This window comes from Sulfuricurvum sp., from assembly GCF_049305995.1.
Taxonomy (GTDB): domain Bacteria; phylum Campylobacterota; class Campylobacteria; order Campylobacterales; family Sulfurimonadaceae; genus Sulfuricurvum.
On sequence record NZ_JBAQPS010000056.1, the window covers coordinates 1 to 3,535 of the forward strand.

The 3,535-nt window shown below is 37.9% G+C and carries 4 protein-coding genes; 3 read left to right on the forward strand and 1 reads right to left on the reverse strand.

The features are described 5' to 3' along the window. Positions 1-909: penicillin-binding transpeptidase domain-containing protein (locus WA010_RS01850; protein WP_422555475.1), on the forward strand; the 909-nt coding region annotated here is incomplete at its 5' end. Here WA010_RS01850 and ybeY read toward each other — a convergent pair. After that, complete coding sequence (gene ybeY / locus WA010_RS01855) at positions 910-1,332, reverse strand: rRNA maturation RNase YbeY (protein WP_422555476.1); 423 nt, start codon at positions 1,330-1,332, stop codon at positions 910-912. A gap of 124 nt (positions 1,333-1,456) precedes the next feature. Between ybeY and WA010_RS01860 the strand changes: the two genes are divergently transcribed. Then, complete coding sequence (locus tag WA010_RS01860; RefSeq protein ID WP_422555477.1) at positions 1,457-2,761, forward strand: hypothetical protein; 1,305 nt, start codon at positions 1,457-1,459, stop codon at positions 2,759-2,761. Further along, positions 2,754-3,535: tetratricopeptide repeat protein (locus WA010_RS01865; RefSeq protein ID WP_422555478.1), on the forward strand; the 782-nt coding region annotated here is incomplete at its 3' end. The genes WA010_RS01860 and WA010_RS01865, both read left to right, overlap by 8 nt.

Here is a 3,535-nt window from a genome sequence, read left to right on the forward strand (position 1 = left end):
GTAGATGCCCCATTTACAAATAAAATGATTAATGGACTCTATCCCCCAGGTTCTACAATTAAAACTGGTATGGGACTCATATATGTCACTTCAGGAATGTTAAATGAACACAGTAGTATTCATTGTAGCGGTTCAATGAAGCTTGGAAATCGTGCTTTTCGATGTTGGAAGCCTACAGGACATGGCACTACAGATCTTTCAAAAGCAATTACACAAAGTTGTGATGACTATTTTTATAAAGGTTCTTTACAGGTTGGAATCGAGCGAATGAGTACGAATCTAATACGTATGGGTTTAGGTAAAAAAACAGGGATTGATTTACCAAATGAATTTATCGGTACCGTACCCAGCCGAATATGGAAACGAGAAAAATTTAATAAACCATGGTATCAGGGAGAAACCTTGAATACCGCTATAGGTCAAGGGGATTTTTTGGTTACACCAATGCAAATGGCACAGTTTACAGCATTGATGGCAACCGGTAAACTGCCAATTCCCCATGTTGCCAAAATAATCAATGATAATCCCTATACCCCCAATCCTCTGGATGTTTTAACCCAAGTTGAAAAAGATAAGTTGCCAATTATTCAAAAAGCCATGCAAAGTGTTTGTAATGATCCAGGAGGAACGGCAAAAGGGTTTGTTTCAACTCGATTTCCTATTGCTGGAAAAACCGGTACAGCACAAACTACCGGAATCGCACAAAATGTAAAACAGCGTCAAAATGAACACTCGATGGATTATTTTAGTCGTTCACATGCATGGTTCACAACATATGGTCCTGCCGATAATCCCCAGTTTATTGTAACAGTTATGGTTGAACATGGGGGACATGGAGGAGAAGCAACGGGTGGAATCGTTTCATCTATTTACAACAAGCTCGATGATTTGGGGTACATTAAAAAATGACTATTCTCCCAGTGTTCGGACTATCAAGCTTTTAGGGAGATTGAACTTCTCAATCAGCTCGACCTCTTTTTGACGCATTTCACCGTTATCGATTTCGTGATCAAACCCTTTTAGATGAAGAAGTCCGTGAATGAATAAGAGGGCGATCTCATCATTTTCGCTGTGCCCCAATTCGTGCGCTACACTCGCGACTTTATCAACACTGATTACCATACTTCCTATCGGTGCACCGGGGAACGGATCGCTCGGAAAGCTAAGAACATCGGTCGCTTTATCGATGTTGCGAAATTCTCGATTTATCTCGGCTATTTCGCTATTATCGGTTAGGATCAGCTCAATTTCTTGATCAGTTAAGTCATGGGCGATTTGATCGAGTAATGAGAAATTATAGGTTTTGTCGGTTCGGTTATCAAGTTCTATCATAGAGGTATTATACCAATTTTAGTCGATAGGATGGGTTTTAATGATTATTCTACAAAGATAGCGATATAATCGAAAACTTAATTATGTGTTTAGATTTAGAACAATTGTTCTTGAGGTGGTAATCATGCAGAAATGTACAAATATAGAAGAAATTGCGCGAGCGTTTGATGGACAAAAACCGTTAAGCGTTGCTGAGCGAGATTTTTATGTCTCTATTTATGATGATAAAATTGAACGTCTTCGAACCGAAATCTTAATTAATCGAATCCCCACCAAAACATTTTATGTGTGTGGACAATTGGGGAATGGTAAAAGTACCGCCCTTGCATTCGTTCCTAACGAAAAACTTGAAGAAAAAAATAGCTTTTTAAATATTGGATGTATGGATTTGATTCAAGAAGAAGATACCGATATTGTCGATTTATTGCTATTTGTCGGTCTAAAAGTAGCAGAAAAAGGGGGATTTGTTGAAGAATATTTCACTCAACTAAACGACCTAAAAGAGCTAAATTTAGGAAAATTAGAACAAAGTAGTGAATCTACAAGTGACATAGATTTTAATCGGGGTGGCAAAGTCGAAGTAAGTGCTAAACCATCGCTTTTCGGTCTCTCTTTCGGTGCATCGCTTTTTGCGGGATACAAAATCAATAAAAATGATAGAGAAAAAATTCGTCGAATTATGTATGTGGACAAAACAAAGCTAAAAGAACTTATCAATACTATCATCCATCGATACGAAGAGAGTATGTTTAGAAGTGAAAAGTCTCTTTTTCTAATCCTAGATGATTTAGAAAAGATCAAAAAAGCTGAAGACATTGAGAGTATTTTTTTCAGCAATGTCGCCCTTTTAGAGTCTTTAGAATGTCCGAAGATCATCACAATTCCTCTTTTTGCGATACGGGATTATTCGACGAGTTCCAAACCGAACCTTTTTAATCTAACGACGAGAGTGACGAAAAACCCATTGGAAGATGAGCATGAAGATGGAGAAGTTGAACGAAATATTGAAGCACTGAAAAATATTATCTTGCACCGTGTTAATATTGGACTCATTGCAGAGGATGCGATTAGAGAGGCCGTTAAAATGAGTGGCGGAAATATCCGACAACTTATCAATATCATCTATCAAGCCGCTATCACTGCTATCGTCTCCGGTAGCGGAAATATCATATTTCAACATATAGAGAAAGCTGTTCAAAATTTAAAAAACAATCTCGCGATGTCAGCCGCAAACCGAATCTATATTTTGAGTCAAATCCATAAAACGCACAAACAATTCAGCAAACCGACTGATGAGGATCAAACATCGCTCAACAACTGTATCAAAGAGACATTAGTGTTTAGCTATCACAACGGTGAACCGTGGTATGAGGTTAATCCCCTGATCCAAAAAACGGTTGAAGTGTATAGTAAAGACTCCGATGGCTAAAAATGCTCTTAAGTCTCGTATTCTGCCAAAGCAGTGGGTGGAATTTTCTGAGCTTAAAGTCTCTGTCCGTATACGAAAAGAGAGTTCGTTTCTCTCATTTATTGCGGTCGATACGAATGAACTTTGCGAAGATTTAATCGAATATCTAAATGCGATTACCGAGGCTAAAACGCTCCGATTTGATGCGTTTACCTATGATTTTTTTTATGCCAATATCGAAAACCCGACAGACCCGTCTAAATATCTCATTCTCAACCTTTTCGATGGCAATGGTGCCGAAGATGCTGTTCGCTCTTTGCAGTTTAACCGTGACTATATTTCGCGAAACAAGATCAAGCTGTTCGTGATCGTCAATCATCCGCTTTTCCTCGAATTTTCTCAAAACGCCCCCGATTTGATGTCGTTTTCTCTTTTTAGTATTACGTTAAGTGATATGCTTAAAAATACGGCCGTTAGTACACCATCTACTAAACATGATGAACTTCAGCGTCTGATTGATGATTATCAACAGGATGAGCCAAAATTAAGTTCAAAAGCGAAAATACAGCGATTGGATAAAATTGGTAATTTTGCATATGCTCTTTCAGATGTTGAAAAGGCCAAAGTATATTGGGAAACAGCTCTTTCAATTGCTATAGATGAAAAGGATCTTTTTTCTCAAGTTATATTTTTAGGTAACACTGGAATAGCTAGTCAAGATGTTGGCAAACATGAAGAAGCATTAGCTAAACATATTGAAGCGTATGATATTGCTCAAGATATAGGGTATAAAGT

What these genes read in the sequence shown, in the direction of transcription:
- ybeY (WP_422555476.1), bottom strand. Translation starts at nt 1,332, where the DNA reads ATGATAGAACTTGATAACCGAACCGACAAAACCTATAATTTCTCATTA.
- WA010_RS01860 (WP_422555477.1), top strand. Translation starts at nt 1,457, where the DNA reads ATGCAGAAATGTACAAATATAGAAGAAATTGCGCGAGCGTTTGATGGA.